This is a genomic window from Pseudomonas sp. NUPR-001, from assembly GCF_052147955.1.
Classification (GTDB): Bacteria; Pseudomonadota; Gammaproteobacteria; order Pseudomonadales; family Pseudomonadaceae; genus Aquipseudomonas.
This window is the reverse complement of the sequence record NZ_CP197353.1, coordinates 396,826-412,547: the sequence shown is the minus strand read 5'-3', so window position 1 is coordinate 412,547 and position 15,722 is coordinate 396,826. Positions and strand designations below refer to the sequence as shown.

Genomic DNA, 15,722 nt, shown 5'->3' with positions numbered 1-15,722 from the left:
CGTCAATTGCGTTTCACAAGAAGATCCTGTAACAATTGCGAATAATTATCGTTAGTTAACGTATCTTTTTCGGGGAACGTCTTGTCGTCCGTACAAAGCCCACACGGTGAGCTGGTCGGTACGCTCTACCGCGACCATCGCAGTTGGCTACTTGGCTGGCTACGGCGTAATATCGCCTGCGCCGAGCGTGCCGAAGACCTGAGCCAGGACACTTTCGTGCGCCTGCTCAGTCGCGACCAGCTGCCTGCACCGCGCGAACCCCGAGCCTTTCTTCTGGCGATTGCCAGGGGCCTGCTGTTCGACCACTTTCGCCGTGCGGCGCTGGAGCAGGCCTATCTGGCCGAGCTGGCGCTGCTCCCTGAAGCCGAACAACCTTCCCCGGAAGAACAACACCTGATTCTCGAAGACCTCAAGGCCATTGACCGCCTGCTCGGCAAGTTGTCGAGCAAAGCCCGTGCGGCGTTCCTGTACAACCGCCTGGACGGCCTCAACCACGCAGAAATTGCCGAACGCCTGGGCGTTTCGGTGTCCCGCGTGCGCCAGTACCTGGCCCAAGGCATGCGCCAGTGCTACATCGCCCTGTACGGCGAGCCGACATGAACAACAAACCGGTCAGTGCTCGCGTCCTCGACGCCGCCATTGCCTGGCAGTTGCGCCTGGACTCCGGCAGCGGCAGCGCCGAGGAGCAGGCCGAGTTCGCCCACTGGCATGGCGCCAGTGAAGAGCACGCCCGGGCCTGGATGCAGCTGGGCATGCTCGATCAACGTTTCAATGCCGCCGCAGGGCCGGCGCGCCAGGCCTTGTTGCAATCGCGCGCCAACCTGCGCCAGCGCGTGCGCAAAGTCGGCAGCGGCCTGGCCAGTGTGGTGCTGGTGGCAGGGTTGCTCAGCTGGGTCAGCACGTATCAGTCGCTGGGCTACTGGCTGGCCGACCAACGCACGGCAACTGGCGAGCAACGCAGCCTGCGCCTGAGCGACGGCACCCTGATCAGCCTCAATACCCACTCGGCGGTAGACATCCGCTTTGATGGCAAAGAACGCCTGATCGTTCTGCACGAGGGCGAAATCTCTATCGAGACCGGGCACAAGGACGACCGACCCTTTGTTGTCGCCACCGAAGATGGGCGCCTACGCGCGCTCGGCACCCGTTTCCTGGTCAAGGTGGAAGATCAGGGCACGCGCCTGAGCGTTCTGCAGTCGGCAGTGGCGGCCAAGCCACAAGACAGCGGCGACGAACAGATTCTTCATGAAGGCCAGCAGGTAGTCATGAGCCATGACCGCCTCGGCCAGATCGCTGGCCTGAATATCGGCGCCGATGCCTGGACCCGCGGCATGCTGGTGGTCGACAACGTGCGCCTGGAAGACCTGGTTGACGAGCTGGGCCGCTACCGCAGCGGTTACCTGGGGGTTGCCCCGGAAGTGGCCGACCTGCGCATTACCGGCAGCTTCCCGCTGACCGATACCAACCTGGCCCTGACCTCATTGCTGCCGACCCTGCCGGTGCAGATCGAGCAACACACCCCGTGGTGGGTGACGGTGGTGGCGAAACGCGATAAGCCTTGAAGGCTCTATCGCGGGGCAAGCCCGCTCCCACAGAGTTTGTAATTCCAAGTGGGAGCGGGCTTGCCCCGCGAAATTCTGCGTCTGCCGTCTACGCTGCAATCAAAATCTAAATTATTTTCACTAAGCCCTATCACTTTTCTCAACTCACTCGGCAAGGAAGCTAGTTAGCACTTATTCGTCGAGGAGTCGCTGCATGTCCCGCGTTGTTCAAAACTTCCTGCGTCCCAGCTTGCTGGCCATCGCCATTGCCCTGTCCGCCCCGGTGGTGAGCAGCTCGCTGGTCGCTGCCGAGCAATCGGGTCTGCGTACCTACAACCTGCCCGCTGCCCCGCTGTCGAGCACCCTGAACCAGATCGCCAGCCAGGCCGGCATCGCCCTGGCCCTGGACCCAAGCCTGGCCAACGGTCGCACCTCGGCACCGGTCAACGGCCAGTACAACGGCGTTGGCGCGCTGCAGGCGGCCTTGCGTGGCACCGGCCTGCAACTGGAGCAAAGCAGCGCTGGCACCTACAGCCTGGTGGCAACCCCGGAAGGTGCGATGGCGCTGCCGGAAACCAGCATCAACGCTGTTGGCGATTCTGAAAATGCCTGGGGGCCGGTAGAGGGCTACCTCGCCAAACGTACTGCAGCAGGAACCAAAACGGATACCGCACTGGTCGAAGCACCTCGCTCCATCTCTATCGCCACCCGCGAGCAAATGGACGACCGCGGCGTGCACAGCCTGGATGATGCCGTGCGCTACATGCCGGGTATCGTCTCCGCCAGCTATGGCAGCGACACACGCTATGACTGGATGCGCGTGCGTGGCTTTGAGCCCACGCAGTTCCTCGACGGCCTGCCGCTGCCACGAGGTGTGTACGCCAACCCGAAAGCCGAAACCTGGAACCTGGATCGCCTCGCCTTGCTGCGCGGGCCGGCTTCCTCAATCTACGGCCAGACGCCGCCCGGTGGTTTGCTGGACATGGTAAGCCGTCGCCCGCAGGCCGAAAGTGCTCACGAAATTCAGCTCCAGTACGGCAGTGATAATCATCGTCAGATCAACTTTGCCAGCACCGGTAAAATCGATGATGAAGGCCAGTTTCTCTACAGCCTGAGCGGCGTACTGCGCGACAGTGGTACCCAGATCGATCATGTCGACGACAAGCGCTACAACATTGCTCCGAGCCTGACCTGGAATATCGACGAAGACACCAAACTGACCTTTCTGTCGCAATTCACCCGCGACGATACCGGTGTGACCAGTCAATTCCGCCCGATCCAGGGCACCAAGATCGACATGCCGTTCGGCGATATCTCACACCACAAGAACCTGGGCGATCCGAATTACGAGTTTTACGACCGCACTTACTACGCGCTGGGCTATGCCTTCGAACATCGCATCAATGATGTCTGGCAGTTCCGCCAGAACCTGCGCTATACCAAATCGGACCTGGCGTTCCAGACAATTACCGTCAGCGCCTATGTCCCCGAATTCGGCCTTGAAGTCGACAACGAAGGGAACACTGGCAGGTCTACCACCAACGTGGATGAAGACATCAGCCAGTTCGCGGTGGATAACAACTTCCAGGGCGACTTCGCTACAGGTGAGATCAACCACACCTTATTGATTGGCCTGGATCACCAGCGCATCAACACCAACTATCTGTCGTTGTTCGGTACTGCGCCAGGCGTGAATGTGAACCACCCGGAATACGGGCTCCCCATCGTTCGCCCAACGGTGCCCGGCGCTTTCGATTTCGATTACAACCAGAAATCCCGCCAAACCGGGCTCTACATTCAGGACCAAATGGCGCTCGACAACTGGCGTCTGACCCTGGGTGGTCGCGAGGACTGGGTTCATACCGGCACCAAGTTCTATAACAAAGGCGATGCCACCAACACCGAACGCGACAAGAAGTTCAGCGGCAACGCTGCAATCAGCTACGTGTTCGACTCGGGTTTTGTACCGTACCTGTCCTATGCCGAATCCTTCCAGCCAACCAGCAACGCCAGTGCTGATCCGCAAGAATCGTTCAAGCCTACCGAAGGCAAGCAGTGGGAGCTGGGCATCAAGTATCAGCCACCAGGTTCCAACACCCTGTTGAGTGCGGCGATTTATGACCTCACCCAGAAAAATGTGGAAGTGACCAACAACATCGGCAACATCACCGTCACCAGCCAGACCGGTGAAGTGAAAGTCCACGGCCTTGAGCTCGAAGCCGTTTCCGACGTCACTGAAAACCTCAAAGTGATCGCCGCCTACACCCTGGCCAAATCCGAAGTGCAAGACGGCCAGTACAAAGGCAACCGCTTGCAGCTGATGCCAAACCAGCAAGCCTCGCTGTGGGCTGACTACACCTGGCACAGCGGTGTGCTCGATGGCTTTGGTATCGGTGGCGGTGCGCGCTATACCGGCAACACCTACGGCGACCAGGCCAACACCTGGCTGGGCAAGGCAGATGCCTACACCGTGTTCGATGCCGCCGTGCACTACGACTTGGGCCGCCTGGACAACAGCCTCAAAGGCGCATCGTTGGCCGTCAACGCCACCAACGTATTCAACAAGGATTACATCTCCACCTGCGACGGCTTCTATTGCTACTACGGAGACCTGCGCAGCGTTGTCGCCAGCGCCACCTACAGGTGGTAACGGCCTGAAAATACCTGGGTAAAGACCAAGCCGTCCCACCGTGGACGGCTTTGGTATTTCTGAAAGCTGAGAAATAAAATGTAATGAAAAGCTCAACCATACGCCGCTGGTCGTTCATCCACACCTGGACCAGCCTGATCTGCACCCTGTTCCTGCTGATGCTGGCGCTGACCGGTTTGCCGCTGATCTTTCACCACGAGATCGACCACTTGCTGGGCAATGCGCCGGAACTCAAAGAGATGCCCGCCGACACGCCGAAGCTGGACCTGCAACAGCTGGTACTCAAGGCCCAGGCCCATCGCCCGGGCGAGGCCATGCAGTATTTCGGCTGGGATGAAGACGACAGTAACGGTGTGATCACCATCATGGCGGCCACTGCCGGTACTCACCCTGACTTGTCGCACACCTTCATGCTCGATGGCCGCACCGGCGAAGCCGTCGAAATGCCGTCTTCCAACGGTGGCTTCATGATGACCATGCTGCGCCTGCACGTGGACATGTTTGCCGGGCTACCGGGGAAACTGCTGCTGGCGTTCATGGGCTTGCTGTTCGTCGTGGCGATCATCTCCGGCGTGGTGCTTTACGCGCCTTTCATGCGCCGCTTGAAATTCGCCTCCGTGCGCCATGAGAAGTCGTCGCGGCTGCGCTGGCTCGACCTGCACAACCTGATCGGCATCGTCACCCTGACCTGGGCGTTGGTGGTGGGTGTCACCGGGGTCATCAGCGCCCTGTCGGACCTGGTGATCGCCGCCTGGCGCAACGACAGCCTGAGTGCCTTGGTCGCACCTTACCGGGACGCTCCGCCCTTGACCGAACTGGCTCCAGTCAGCCGTGTACTGGATATCGCTGAAGGCGCCGCACCCGGCATGGTCCCGGACTTCATCGCATTCCCCGGCACGCGCTTTTCCAGCGAGCACCATTACGCCGTGTTCATGAAAGGCGGCACACACCTCACCTCGCACCTGCTGACGCCAGTGCTGATCGATGCTTCGACACTGGCCGTGACCGCCGTCGGTGACCGTCCCTGGTACATGGACGCGATGCTGCTGTCGCAACCGCTGCACTTTGGTGATTACGGCGGCCGGCCGATGCAGATCCTCTGGGCCGTGCTCGATGTGCTGACCATCATCGTGCTGGGCAGCGGCCTGTACCTGTGGTGGAGCAAACATCGGCGCCCGCGGGTGCAGGAGGCCAGCGCATGAGCCATCGCTCGCAATCTACCCGGACGATCTTTGCCTGGCCCCTTGTGATTGGCCTGCTGGGCGCCGCGGGGCTGTTTGCCGCGTTGCTCGGTGATGACGCCTGGGACGTGCTGTCCTGGGTTGGCCTGGGGATTCCCGCGTTACTGAGCCTGCGTGGACTGCTCAAACGCCGCGCAAAAGTGACATAAGCATGTACCGACTGCGCTCAACCGCGCAGGCCTAGCATGCCCAGCTCCCTTTCATCAGGAGCTGGGCCATGCCAACCCCCCTCGATCGTATTGAATCCATTGATACCCAGCTGGGCACCTTGCTGGAAGGGCTACCCAGCCTGGAGCAGGCCCTGGACCAGTGCCTGGCCAATGCTGCGGCTGACACCACCCTGCGCGCCCGTGACCTGATCATCGACAAGCGATCCCTGCTCGAACATGTGGGCGAGCGGCTACAGGGCAACAGCGCATTTACCCTTGCAGCCGACAGCCTGGTCAGCCACGGCGATAAGCCGCTGACAGCACTCAACCTGAAGGCATTGGCCAGTGCTGTTGAGACGCTCTGCCAGCACCTGCGGCAAACCTTTTACGCCAGCCTGCTCGACTTCTGGGCACAGACAGACAGCACGGGGAAAAGCCGCCAGCAGCGCCTGACCGCGCTACGCAAAACACAATTGCTCAACGAAATCGAACTGCGCCTGGGTGATCAAACCCTGAACTACGACCAGGCCTACTCCCTGCGAATCTGCCTGGAGCTGCCACTGCCCTGGCAACGTCTGCATTTGCCATTGAGCAATCGCCCACAGGTGTACCGCCCCTTGCTCAGCGCCAGCGCCCCCAATTGGCGGGCCTACCTGCCAGGCACGCTGGTGATCGTCCAGACGGGGCCGCAAGGGACGATGCTCACAGGCCAGGAAGAGGTGGGCTCGGCGCTGCTTTACAGCCTGGCGCATGGCATCGAAGTCTTCGCCAGTCTCAAGGCCTTGCACACTGAGCTGTGCGAACGCCTGGACGATCCTCATCAAAGCTCGCCCCTGCTCGAACTGACAACGCGCCCCCAAGACCGCGAACGAGCCCCTCAGGCCGAACGCCTGCGCTACGACTGGTTTACCGGGAGCGTGCTGGAAGAACAGGTCGAAAGCCTGCTAGCCGTGCAGCGTGCACGCTTGAGCAACGCCTGGCTGGAGGCCTGGAACCAGGGTCTTCAAGGCGATATCCCGGCCTTTGACCGTGCGCTCCTGCAGGCGATGGACCTGCGCCCGGCGGCCACCAGCAAAGGCTTGCTCGCCACCCGCTATGCCTTGCTACTGGAGAAGCACCTGCCGTCCTGGCTGCGCTCAAGCTCGCAGCAAGCCCTCTCCCAGATCATGCAGACCCTGCAGGAGTTGGCCGCCGCCATCGAACTCGCTGCAGCCCCGGGCATCCTCACCCTTGAGCAATTCAATCAGCGCCACACGCTGCTCGGCTGGACGCAGGAACGGCTGCGCGAACGCCTACGCAACGAGCATGGGCTGGACCTCAAGCCGCAAGACATTCGCATCAGCGTCACCATGGCCCGCCAGATCGGGCCAGTCCTGAACCCGTTGCTGCCAACCAGTTACATTGCCGTGGCCAGCCGACCGCAGGCCGGTGAAAGCATCGAAATGGTGAGCACCACCTGGTCCCTGGATGAGCTGGCGCTGCTGAACATCGCCTGGTTCGATATCGACTACTGGCTGACGGCCCGTGTCTATCACGTTGATGGTCTCAACATACCAGCACTGACACCAGGTGTTGTGAAAGCGCTGGTTCGCTCCCTCAATGCCGGCAGTGGCTATGCGCACTTTGTGCGCAGCCACTTGATCGACTCAGACGCCGGCCAGTGGCGCCAGCAAGCCCACATCAGTGTCAATCGGGCACGTATGCGTGCCGAAGCAGCCAAGGCGCGGCATGCCGGGCACTTCCTTGCCGACTCGCTGGAGCAGGGTTATCGCTGGGCCAGCGTGATTCTCAAATTCCCCGACAGCGCATGGCGCGCAACGGTAGAAGAGCACCGGATCAGTGTTCGCCAACTGGTCATCCAGGGTCATACCGTGCAGGGTGTACTGCTGCTGACGGCTGAAGTCGACAGTGTCAGTTCTTTTGTGCTTTACACCCCCAATGCCCCTGACCGACGCCCCTGGCGGGAATACCGTAACTCACGCGAACTGCTCAAAGCCCTGCGCAAATCTCCGACGTTGCGCAGCTACTTCGTCGAGCGCGTGCCCTTTGCCGATGGCAAATACATTGATCAGTTGCTACACAAGGGCAGGCTCGGCCCACACCTGAGTCGGCCTACCATCGACGGCAACTGGTGCGAGGCCTACTACCTGGCGGAAGTGAAGTCGCTGCTTGCCGCGGTCGACAACGGTAGCCGTACAACGACTGAGATGAATATTCAGTCAATGGTGACGATCGCCTGGTGGATCGTCGACCTGATCAGCCTGGTACTGCCTAGCCGTGCCTTGGCAGCGCTGGCGTTTGGCCGTATGGCCATTGATGTCTGGGATGCGCTGTCGGGCCTCAAAGCTAACGACCTCGAGGCGGTGCTGCGTCATACCTACAGCGCTTTGGCACACACGAGCGACGGCATCAACAATTATGCGGGCTCGACGTTGATGCGCCGCACCCTGCGTGGCCTGCCCAAAAACCCACCCCTGCCTTTACCGCAACGCATGAGCGTAACGCCCAACAGCAGCCAGTTGCGCTATCGAATCGATGGTATTTACGGAGAAGGTGTCTACGAGCAATCGTCAGCCTATACGGGGCTCACTCAATACTTCGTCAAGGACAGGCAAGGGCGTCACTACCAGGTCAGCTACGACGGGCGACGCTGGCTGGCGATCGATCCCAAACAACCGGACAGCTACCTGAAAGTGCCGCTCAAGCGTCGTGAAGATGGCGAGTGGGTGATCGACTCACCGGTACTCTGGTACGACGGGTTGCCCGACTTGCCCAAGCTGTTTGCCGACTGCCAGCCGGATACACCATTGGCTGGCGCCCCGGTCGAGCCAGCCAGCCAGCTTTACCGGGCTGACGGACAACTCTACCTGCAAGCCAAGACCCACCAACTGCCGCTACGCCCGCACCTGCTCGCTGACCACTACCACCTACAGATCCCGCAGGCGCAGCACAGCGCCGTGCCGGTGTGGGCGGTGTTGCGCTGGCAAGACAAACAATGGCGTATTCGCGTTCGCCAGAGCGGCCGTAGCAGCGACTGGCTGCCACTGCCGGACGAGTCCCGGTAGGAGCGGGCTTGCCCCGCGATGCGATGTGACTGACAAACCGCAATCGCGGGGCAAGTCGGATCGCCGCACCGCCGCTCCCACCGGAGGGTGGTCAATCGGTCAGCTTTGGCAGGCACTCATCCAGGCGTTTGTGCAAGGCACTGCCACTCGGCCAGTTGCGCAGCAGGCGCGCACGGTCACGGGCAAAGGCCGGGGCGAAACTGAGCTGGGTGGCGTGCTGACACATCGCGTCGAGGTCGATCAGCGACCATTGGCCGGCCTGCCAGAACAGGTTATGACCCTTCATGTCGCCGTGACTGATGCGCTCGTGGATCAGCTGCTTGAGCAGCGCCTGCAAGGCCTCAAGCTGCGCCTCGGGCACTTCGCCGCTGTCGATATAAGGTGCGAAGCACTCGATCAGGTCCGGTCCTTCGGCGTACTCGGTCACCAGATAGGCACGGCTGCGCAAGCCCATGACCCGCTGCTCCAACACCGCCAGCGGTCGGGGCGTGGCGATACCGAGAAACTCCAGGCGATGCCCTTCGATCCACGAGTGCCAGGCCCGGCTCGGGCGCCAGAAGCGCTTGAACCAGTGCGCGGTGTTCTTGATGTTGTAACGCTTGAGCACCAACGGCCGGCCATTCACCTCGACTCGCGCGACACTGGCAGCACCACCGGTCTTGTACAGGTGGCCCTGGTCAATCAGTGAATCCGCCTGCTCCAGCACCGGCAGCATGGCAGCCAGTTCTTCGCGACGAACCGAACGCAATCCGCTCAGGCCACGCTCCACGCTGAACAGCGTGCATTCGCGACCGGCCTTTTCCAGATAATCCTTCAAACGCCAGCTGCGTACCTTGTCGATCTGCTTCTGCAGCGCTTCCAGTGGCAGCGCATGCTCGGCGTTGGCCAACAGGTAATGCACCAGCAGTTCTTCAATGAACGGTTCCAGGCGCTTGGGCAGTTGTGCGAACAATACGCCGAGGTTCTGCAACACCTGCGCGCGCGACAGCGGTTTACCCAAGGTTTCGGCCTTGATCCCGGCGCCATCGATCAGGTACAGCTGACCGCCATGGCGCATCAGGTTGTCCAGGTGCAAGTCTTCCTGCCACAAGCCCTTGGCGTGCATCTGTGCCACGGCGGCCAACGCTTCACCGAGCACCATTTGTTGCTCATCAGCCAGCACAGGCAGGGCTTCGACCTCGGCCCAGGCATCGGCCAGGCTCTGCGCACCTTCAAGGAATTCGAACAACAACCAGCCGCCCTCGCCTTCGCGCAGGCCGTCGGCCAGCAGCAGCGGCGTGGTCAGCCCTTGCGCCGCCAGCAGGCGGGCACCGTCGAGTTCACGCTGAAAATGCCGGGGGGCACTGTTGCCAACCAGCAGCTTTGCCAGCACCGGCTTGCCGCGCCAGATACCGGCGCCTACGTAACGTTGCCCGGGCAACACCCGCAACAGGCTGAGCAATTGCAGTTCGGCAGGGCCTGCGGCATCGGCCAGGCCGATGTTCAGGGGCAGGTCCGGGTAACGCCCGGCACCTTTGAGTTCGGACAAACGCATCAACGAGCCTCTTTCTCACGACGGCGGCGCGACAGGCGCTGCAGCCAGGTATCGACCAGCGTGCTGTCGGTGGGTTGCTCAAGATAAGACGACAGCATTACCCGCACATCAGCCTCGCTCCACAGCGGTGCGCGACGCAACAGCGGCTCAAGATCCTTGAGCCGGTCACGCATGCCCAGCAACAGCGGCCGGGTTTTTTCCAGGTCGATCAGTTGCGCCTGCCAGCCTTCGCTGCGCTCACGCAAAAAAATGTGCTTGGGATAGAAACAGCCATGCACCTGACCTGCTGAGTGCACGGTACGCGCCAACAGGCCACAGGCCCGCAGAATGCCTTGGCGCTGGCCAATCTCCAGGGTCGGCCACACGCCGAACAGGCTGTCCAGGTCGCTCCAGTCATCGAGCGCACGGGTCAGCAGGATCGCCCGGCGCTCACCATCAATCTTGCGTTCGCCGTAGTAAACCGCCTGCAGCGCGGGAATGCCCAACTTCTGGTAACGGGTGATATTGCGGAACTCGCGGGCAAAGGTCGGCTCACCGAAGGGCCGATGCAAGGTGCGGGTCAGGTAGTCGCTCTGGCGTTTGAGGTAGTAACCCTTACCCTCAAGCTCCAGACGATAAACGCTGCTCCAGCCGCCGCGGCCGGTGTTGGGCTCATCCACGGCATCGAGCTGCAGCGCCCAGAGCTGGTCGAAACCGTTCAGGCCATGGCGCTCAAGCAGTGCAATGTCGGCACTGGCGAGAAAATCAGTCATTCGCGTCCCTCGAAAAACGTCACGACATGCCGAATCCGGCGCTTGTCCGATGCATTGAGGCGCTCGCGCCCGCGGTACTGCAGGTAAAAGCGCAAACGCTGCGTGGCCGACAGGTGATATTTGGCCACTTTGTCCAGGCACGCCAAGTCTTTGGTAATCCGGTAGCGCAGCATAAAGCCCCACCAGAAGTCGCCCGTCGGGCAATCGATGAAGAATAGCCGCGCTTGATCATCAACCAGCAGGTTGCGCCACTTCAGGTCGTTATGGGTGAAATGGTGATCATGCATGACCCGCGTGTGCCGGGCCAACTGACGGCTGATGTGGTCGACCCAGCCACGATCGGCCAGGCGTGAGTCCTTGCGCTCGGCCAGGGCCGAGAGGTCTTCGGTGCGCGGCAGTTCGCGGGTGATCATCGCCCCACGGCCAAAGGCCAGGCCGTTGCGTTCCAGGCCCCAGGCCACCACCTCGGCGGTGGGGATATCCCATTTGGCGAACTGCTTGAGGTTTTGCCACTCGGCCTTGATCCGCGGGCGCCCCAAGTAGCGGCGCAAGCCTTTACCGGCGCCGGTGTAACGCTTGACGTAATAATTCACCCCGTCGCGCTCAACGCGGATCACTTCACTCAACGGGTCGTGGGTCAGACGCTCACCCTGCAAGGCGAAGACTGCCTCGATACTGCCAAAATCCGCCGCCAGCGCCTGGTAACCAGGCTCCAGTGTCCATCCCGCCATCAGAGCGCATCCCCGTATCGTTGTTTACGCTCGTAGAGCTTCTGCGCCTTGCCTTCCAGCCAGCGCAGCAGCACGGCTTCTTCGGCAAGGATCTGGCGCAGCGGTTGCTGGAAGTAACCGCGCAGAAAGCGCAACTTGTCGCGCCGGGTCAGGCCGATGTCCAGCGCCGAGAAATACAGCGCGGCCAGGTCCTTGTTACGCCAGCGTCGCGAGATGCTCGCACGGGTCTGCGCACGGTGCAGGTCGATGACCGACAGTTTGAAATCATCGGCCGTCACTTCGCGGTCGGTGTGCAGCAGAAAGTGGCAGATGTAGCAGTCTCGGTGATTGACCCCGGCGCGGTGCATCATCCCGGTCATGCGCGCCACTTCAGCGATCAGCGCGCGCTTGAGGCGCGGCTGCGGCGGTTGCTTGAGCCAGTCGATGCTGAAGTCTTCGAGGCTGACCGTCGGCGCCAGCTCTTCGGTGACGATAAATGAATGCTGCGCCGCCGGGTTGCTGCCACGCTCGCCGTACGCCACGGCGGTCATGGTCGGCACGCCAACCTCATGCAGGCGCTGGATCGCTTGCCATTCCTGACCGGCACCGAGCACCGGCAGCTTGGCAGTGAACAGGTTCTTGAAGATCTCACCCCAGCCAATGCCCCGGTGAATCTTCACGAAGTAGCCACGCCCCTCGACCTCGGTGCGCAGCGTGCGGCGACCTTCCAGCTCGCGGTACACCTGGCCCTGCAGGCCCTCCACGGCATCGAAGGCATCGCGCCCGGCCCACAGGCGTTTGAACGGCTCGGCCAATATCAGTTTCATTTACGCTCCGGGGCCAGAATCACATCGGCAGCATGCTCGGGCATGCTGTAGAGGTCGGCGGTGTCGGCGAACGCCAGGCCATTGCGGGCCCAGTCAGCGCGGGCGCTATCGTCTTCGAGCATGCGCTGCAGGTACTGATTGAGCTGTTCCTGTTCGAACGGCTCATCCAGCACCAGGCCGCTGTCGGCCTCGGCAATGTAATGGGCATAACCACAGACTGCCGAGACCAGCACCGGCAGCCCGGCGACCAGCGCTTCGAGCAATACCGTGCCAGTGTTTTCGTTGTAGGCCGGGTGAATCAACAGGTCGGCGCCGAGCAGGAAACGCGGGATATCGCTGCGGCCCTTGAGGAACTGCACCTGATCGTTCAGACCGAGTGTTGTGCTCTGCAGCTGGAACACCTTGGGATCGTCCTGGCCGATCACCATCAGCCGGGTGCGCTTGCGCAGGGCCGTGGGCAGCGCCGCCAGCGCCTTGAGGCTGCGGTCAACGCCTTTGGTCTTGAACCCGGAGCCGATCTGCACCATCAGCAGCTGGTCATCCTTGAGGTCGAACTCACGGCGAAACTCGGCGCGGATCTCGGCGGCATTGGCCGGCGCCCGACGGTCCTGGGAAATTCCCGGCGGCAGCAGGTGGAAACGCTCCAGCGGCGTGCCGTAGTGCTTGATGAACAAGGGTTGCTGGACTTCCGAGATCATCAACACCTCGGTCTTGGCATCCTTGGCAAACACCGCCCGCTCATACTCGGCAAAGTGCCGGTAGCGGCCCCAGCGACGGTACAGCGAGTTACGCAGGTTCTGCGCCTTGTCTTCGAAGCAGCCGTCGGCGGCGTAGTACACATCCAGCCCCGGCATCTTGTTGAAGCCGATCAGACGGTCTACCGGACGCTTGGCCAGGTCGGCCTCCATCCAGGCGCTGAGTTTCTCGTTGCGCCGATGGTTGAACAGCGCCTTGACCGGTGCCACCAGCACCTCGAAACCTTCAGGCACATCGCCTTCCCAGATCAGCGTGTAAACGCGGATCTTGTGACCACGGCGCTGGCACTCCAGGGCGATACGCATGAAATCGCGCTGCAGCCCGCCGAAGGGGAAATATTTGTACAGCACAAAAGCCAGTTGCATTAACGAACATCCTCAGCCAGCAGCAACGCGCGCAATTGGCTCGCTACACGCTCGGGATTCAGGCGAGTGAAGCACAGCGGCCACTCGCGTTTGAGATCGAACCGGCGCTGATCGTCAGCACTCGGTTTATAGGTACATTTTTTCTGCAGGCACGGGGCACAGGCAAAGTCGCTGGCCAGGTGTACCTGCGACTTGCCGTAAGCGCCGGTCAGCCCCGGGTTGGTCGGGCCGAACAGCGACAGGGTCGGCACATCCAGCGCCGCAGCCAAGTGCCCCAGTCCGGTATCCACCGCCACACAGGCCTTGGCCGCAGCCAGCACCCGGGCGACACCGGCCAGGTTCAATTTTGGCAGTACCTGGCAGTTGCTCAAGCCTTTGGCAATGCGTTCGGCACGCGCCTGCTCGGCCGGATTGCCCCACGGCAGGCGCACCTGCAGGCCTTGCTGGCCCAGGCGCTCAGCCAACTGCCGCCAGTAGGCCTCGGGCCAGTGCTTGGTCGCCCAGGTTGTGCCATGCAGGAACACCACGAACGGTGCAGCTGGCGGCAACTGCAGGCGATTGAGGTCGAGCCCGTAGTCACCCAGGCCAGCGGGCAGGTCATAGCCCAAGGCCAGGGCGATCAGTTGCCGTACCCGCTCCACCGCATGTTGCCCGCGCTGCACCGAAAAGCGTCGGTCATAGAAGCGGCTGGACAGCCCTTCACGTGCCGAATAACGGTCCAGCCCAGCCACCGGGGCTTTGACGTAGCGGGTCAGCCAGGCCGATTTGACCAGGCCTTGCGCGTCGATCACCAGGTCATACTGACGCTCGCGCAGGCGCTGCTTGAACTGCCGCCATTCGCCATTTTTGATGGTCTGCCAGAGGTTCTTGCGCCAACGGCGAATCGCCACCGGGATGACCTGGTCTACCGCCGGGTGCCAGCTGGGGATCTCGGCAAAGCCTTCTTCAACCACCCAGTCGAATCGAATCCCGGGAATCGCCCGCGACGCGTCGGTGAGCGCCGGCAGCGCGTGAATCACATCACCCAGGGACGAGGTCTTGATCAGCAATACCCGCACTTAGTCGACCTCAACCAGAACATCGACCAGGCTCGGACCATTCAGGCGCTGCAAGGCAGCTACCACAGCCTCAGGTTCGAGCTGACGCAGGCAGTTGTAATGGCCGAAACGGCAGGTACGGTCGAAACACGGGCTGCACTCCAGGCCCAGGCGCACCACTTCGACCTGATCGGCCAGCGGCGGGGTAAAGCCCGGTGAGGTTGAGCCGTAGACCGCTACCAGCGGACGGTTGAGGGCTGCGGCTACATGCATCAGCCCCGAATCGTTGGACACCACCGCATCGCTGCACGACAGCAGATCGATAGCCTCGGCCAGCGAGGTTTCGCCGCTGAGGTTATAGGACTCTTCACGCAGGCCCGGGATCAGCCGGTCACGAATCGACTCGCCCACCGCGTGGTCGTTTTTCGAGCCAAACAGCCACACTTGCCAGCCTTCGCGGATCTTCACCTCGGCAACCTTGGCGTAGTGTTCCGAAGGCCAGCGTTTGGCCTCGCCGAACTCGGCACCCGGGCACAGCGCCAATACCGGACGATCGAGGCTCAGGCCGAACTTGGCCAGGGCCGCATCACGGCTGGTGGCCTCGATCTGCAGGCTTGGGCGCGGGTACGGCTTTGGCAGCTCGGTGCCTGCCGGGTAAGCCAGGGCCATGAAGCGCTCGATCATCAGCGGGTAGCGCGCCTTGTCCAGCTTGCGCACATCGTTGAGCAGGCCGAAACGCAGCTCACCGCGCCAGCCGGTGCGCTTGGGGATACCAGCGAAGAACGGCACCAACGCCGACTTCAGCGAATTGGGCAGCAAGATGGCCTGGTCGTACTGACCGGCCAGCGATTTGCCGATACGCCGCCGCGTCGCCAGTTCCAGCGCGCCGTGGCCGAGCGGAAAGCTCAAGGCCTGACGCACTTCAGGCATGCGCTCGAGGATCGGCCGGCTCCACTCGGGGGCCAGGACGTCGATCACACACGCCGGATGTTGCTGCTTCAGGCAATGGAACAGGGTCTGTGCCATTACCATGTCGCCCACCCAGCTGGGGCCAATGATCAAAATTCTCATGCTTTATCCAGAAACGATCAGGGA

13 protein-coding genes are annotated in these 15,722 nt (G+C 61.8%); 6 read left to right on the top strand and 7 right to left on the bottom strand.

The genetic code is table 11. The features are described 5' to 3' along the window. The first annotated feature begins 81 nt into the window (after window positions 1-81). The 6 genes from ACP6KB_RS01835 to ACP6KB_RS01810 all read left to right on the top strand — a co-directional run bounded on the left by ACP6KB_RS01835 (window position 82) and on the right by ACP6KB_RS01810 (window position 8,646). Window positions 82-600, top strand: coding sequence for an RNA polymerase sigma factor (locus tag ACP6KB_RS01835; RefSeq protein WP_442111702.1), 519 nt, complete (start codon window positions 82-84; stop codon window positions 598-600). Beyond that, entirely contained in the window at window positions 597-1,562 is a 966-nt protein-coding gene (locus ACP6KB_RS01830; protein ID WP_442111700.1) for a FecR domain-containing protein, read from the top strand. Before ACP6KB_RS01835 ends, ACP6KB_RS01830 begins: the two co-directional genes overlap by 4 nt. Before the next feature lie 193 nt (window positions 1,563-1,755). After that, entirely contained in the window at window positions 1,756-4,191 is a 2,436-nt protein-coding gene (locus tag ACP6KB_RS01825; protein WP_442111698.1) for a TonB-dependent siderophore receptor, read from the top strand. 83 nt (window positions 4,192-4,274) lie between these two features. Beyond that, window positions 4,275-5,393, top strand: a complete 1,119-nt coding sequence (locus ACP6KB_RS01820) for a PepSY-associated TM helix domain-containing protein (RefSeq protein WP_442111696.1) — start codon at window positions 4,275-4,277, stop codon at window positions 5,391-5,393. Continuing rightward, window positions 5,390-5,581: a hypothetical protein gene (locus tag ACP6KB_RS01815; RefSeq protein WP_442111694.1), complete on the top strand. Its 192-nt coding sequence runs from the start codon at window positions 5,390-5,392 to the stop codon at window positions 5,579-5,581. The genes ACP6KB_RS01820 and ACP6KB_RS01815 overlap by 4 nt, the downstream gene beginning before the upstream one ends. Window positions 5,582-5,649: 68 nt before the next feature. Continuing rightward, complete coding sequence (locus ACP6KB_RS01810; RefSeq protein WP_442111693.1) at window positions 5,650-8,646, top strand: dermonecrotic toxin domain-containing protein; 2,997 nt, start codon at window positions 5,650-5,652, stop codon at window positions 8,644-8,646. Window positions 8,647-8,737: 91 nt separating this feature from the next. On the opposite strand, the gene ACP6KB_RS01805 is transcribed toward ACP6KB_RS01810, so the two are convergent. Genes ACP6KB_RS01805 through waaF form a run of 7 tightly spaced genes read right to left on the bottom strand, consistent with a single transcriptional unit; the run spans window position 8,738 to window position 15,698 of the window. Continuing rightward, entirely contained in the window at window positions 8,738-10,180 is a 1,443-nt protein-coding gene (locus tag ACP6KB_RS01805; RefSeq protein WP_442111691.1) for a lipopolysaccharide kinase InaA family protein, read from the bottom strand. Then, complete coding sequence (locus tag ACP6KB_RS01800) at window positions 10,180-10,932, bottom strand: lipopolysaccharide kinase InaA family protein (protein ID WP_442111689.1); 753 nt, start codon at window positions 10,930-10,932, stop codon at window positions 10,180-10,182. Before ACP6KB_RS01800 ends, ACP6KB_RS01805 begins: the two co-directional genes overlap by 1 nt. Further along, window positions 10,929-11,663 (bottom strand): lipopolysaccharide kinase InaA family protein, encoded by a 735-nt coding sequence (locus ACP6KB_RS01795; protein ID WP_442111687.1) that lies wholly within the window; start codon window positions 11,661-11,663, stop codon window positions 10,929-10,931. Before ACP6KB_RS01795 ends, ACP6KB_RS01800 begins: the two co-directional genes overlap by 4 nt. After that, window positions 11,663-12,469: a lipopolysaccharide core heptose(I) kinase RfaP gene (gene rfaP / locus ACP6KB_RS01790; RefSeq protein WP_442111685.1), complete on the bottom strand. Its 807-nt coding sequence runs from the start codon at window positions 12,467-12,469 to the stop codon at window positions 11,663-11,665. The genes ACP6KB_RS01795 and rfaP overlap by 1 nt, the downstream gene beginning before the upstream one ends. Then, complete coding sequence (locus ACP6KB_RS01785; RefSeq protein ID WP_442111683.1) at window positions 12,466-13,590, bottom strand: glycosyltransferase family 4 protein; 1,125 nt, start codon at window positions 13,588-13,590, stop codon at window positions 12,466-12,468. The genes rfaP and ACP6KB_RS01785 overlap by 4 nt, the downstream gene beginning before the upstream one ends. Then, complete coding sequence (waaC, locus tag ACP6KB_RS01780) at window positions 13,590-14,648, bottom strand: lipopolysaccharide heptosyltransferase I (RefSeq protein WP_442111681.1); 1,059 nt, start codon at window positions 14,646-14,648, stop codon at window positions 13,590-13,592. The genes ACP6KB_RS01785 and waaC overlap by 1 nt, the downstream gene beginning before the upstream one ends. Beyond that, complete coding sequence (gene waaF / locus ACP6KB_RS01775; protein ID WP_442111679.1) at window positions 14,649-15,698, bottom strand: lipopolysaccharide heptosyltransferase II; 1,050 nt, start codon at window positions 15,696-15,698, stop codon at window positions 14,649-14,651. Window positions 15,699-15,722 lie beyond the last annotated feature (24 nt).

Excerpts from the sequence above, each read along its gene's own strand:
- ACP6KB_RS01830 (WP_442111700.1), top strand. The coding sequence starts at position 597 with ATGAACAACAAACCGGTCAGTGCTCGCGTCCTCGACGCCGCCATTGCC.
- ACP6KB_RS01825 (WP_442111698.1), top strand. The coding sequence starts at position 1,756 with ATGTCCCGCGTTGTTCAAAACTTCCTGCGTCCCAGCTTGCTGGCCATC.
- ACP6KB_RS01820 (WP_442111696.1), top strand. The coding sequence starts at position 4,275 with ATGAAAAGCTCAACCATACGCCGCTGGTCGTTCATCCACACCTGGACC.
- ACP6KB_RS01815 (WP_442111694.1), top strand. The coding sequence starts at position 5,390 with ATGAGCCATCGCTCGCAATCTACCCGGACGATCTTTGCCTGGCCCCTT.
- ACP6KB_RS01810 (WP_442111693.1), top strand. The coding sequence starts at position 5,650 with ATGCCAACCCCCCTCGATCGTATTGAATCCATTGATACCCAGCTGGGC.
- ACP6KB_RS01805 (WP_442111691.1), bottom strand. The coding sequence starts at position 10,180 with ATGCGTTTGTCCGAACTCAAAGGTGCCGGGCGTTACCCGGACCTGCCC.
- ACP6KB_RS01800 (WP_442111689.1), bottom strand. The coding sequence starts at position 10,932 with ATGACTGATTTTCTCGCCAGTGCCGACATTGCACTGCTTGAGCGCCAT.
- ACP6KB_RS01795 (WP_442111687.1), bottom strand. The coding sequence starts at position 11,663 with ATGGCGGGATGGACACTGGAGCCTGGTTACCAGGCGCTGGCGGCGGAT.
- rfaP (WP_442111685.1), bottom strand. The coding sequence starts at position 12,469 with ATGAAACTGATATTGGCCGAGCCGTTCAAACGCCTGTGGGCCGGGCGC.
- ACP6KB_RS01785 (WP_442111683.1), bottom strand. The coding sequence starts at position 13,590 with ATGCAACTGGCTTTTGTGCTGTACAAATATTTCCCCTTCGGCGGGCTG.
- waaF (WP_442111679.1), bottom strand. The coding sequence starts at position 15,698 with ATGAGAATTTTGATCATTGGCCCCAGCTGGGTGGGCGACATGGTAATG.